The organism is Pelistega indica (assembly GCF_000506865.1).
GTDB lineage: Bacteria > Pseudomonadota > Gammaproteobacteria > Burkholderiales > Burkholderiaceae_B > Taylorella > Taylorella indica.
Window position 1 is genome coordinate 1 of sequence record NZ_AYSV01000018.1, and the last position, 1,267, is coordinate 1,267.

Here is a 1,267-nt window from a genome sequence, read left to right on the forward strand (position 1 = left end):
TCTTCCGCTTTTTGTTTCGCCACTTGCTCATCGGCTAARCGTTTTTCTTCTTCCGCCTTTTGTTTGGCCGCTTGCTCATCGGCTAAGCGTTTTTCTTCTTCAGCCTTTTGTTGGGCAGCTTGCTCATCCGCTAAACGTTTTTCTTCCTCAGCCTTTTGTTGGGCCGCTTGCTCATCCGCTAAGCGTTTTTCTTCCTCAGCCTTTTGTTTGGCCGCTTGCTCATCCGCTAAACGTTTTTCTTCTTCAGCCTTTTGCTTTGCGGCTTGCTCATCGGCTAAACGTTTTTCTTCTTCCGCCTTTTGTTGTTCTGTCTCAGACGGTTTATTAGCATCTTCTGGCTGGGCTTTATTTTCAGATGCTAATGTTGACTCTTTACTGGACATAAAAGGCAGTCCTTTTTGTATCGCATAAAGTAGTCCTCCAATGACTAGTGCCAATAAAGCAATCCAAACGGGTAGCTTAGAAGATTTATTTTTTTGATTCTTTTTTTAAATAAGCTTGTTGCATTTTTAAGGCATCGAATTGCTCATCATTTTCTTCATCCTCAGATTCTTGACTTGTTGTTATTGGTTTAGCATCACTCGCTGGCTTATTTTCTGATGTTGTTGCTTGCTCAACAGTTTCCTCGCTCTCATTGGCACGTTGCAACTGTTGTTCATATAAACTTTGTTCACGACTTTTAGTGATAGATGGTGCATTTAGATTGGTATTAGTTGCGGTTTCACTAACACTCAAGCCTTCACTAAATTGTTCATTTGGTACATTCGCCCCTTTTGTACTAACTGGCGTCTCATGTCCTGTTGTTTGATTAACATTAGCAGATTGAGTAGGTACTTTATGGACCTCAGTAGGTGGGGTAGCGATTGCACTTGTTCCCTGATTCTCCCCCATAGAAAGCGTCGCTAAAATATCCGCGATATCATTATTTTCTACTTGACCATCTGTACTATCAGCTATTGGTGTTTCTGTTTCGCTATTTACTGGTACTGAACTCAGCTCTGTTGAATCTTTTGCGTGTTGTGCTAAGGTTTCTGTAGATAAAGTATCCTCTAACACGATGTTTTCATTTACACTATTCTTAACAGACTCTTCTTGTACATCATTGAGCTGCTTAGTTTCAATACCATGATAAAAATCTTTTTCTGATACAGTTGGCTCAGAAACATCAACTTTAGGCAAACTATTTTCTATTCCTGCTGTATCTGCAATAGAGTTTTCTGTATTTTCAGACGTATTCGTACCAGTAGCTATAGTAGCTCCAGCTATG

Annotated in this window: 1 protein-coding gene and 1 pseudogene; both read right to left on the reverse strand. The window is 40.2% G+C overall.

Annotated elements, in window-relative coordinates; genetic code table 11:
• Positions 1-437: pseudogene (locus tag V757_RS17315) on the reverse strand (hypothetical protein); the annotation flags it as partial.
• A 31-nt stretch (positions 438-468) separates the two neighbouring features.
• Positions 469-1,267: hypothetical protein (locus V757_RS28585; RefSeq protein ID WP_031274094.1), on the reverse strand; the 799-nt coding region annotated here is incomplete at its 5' end.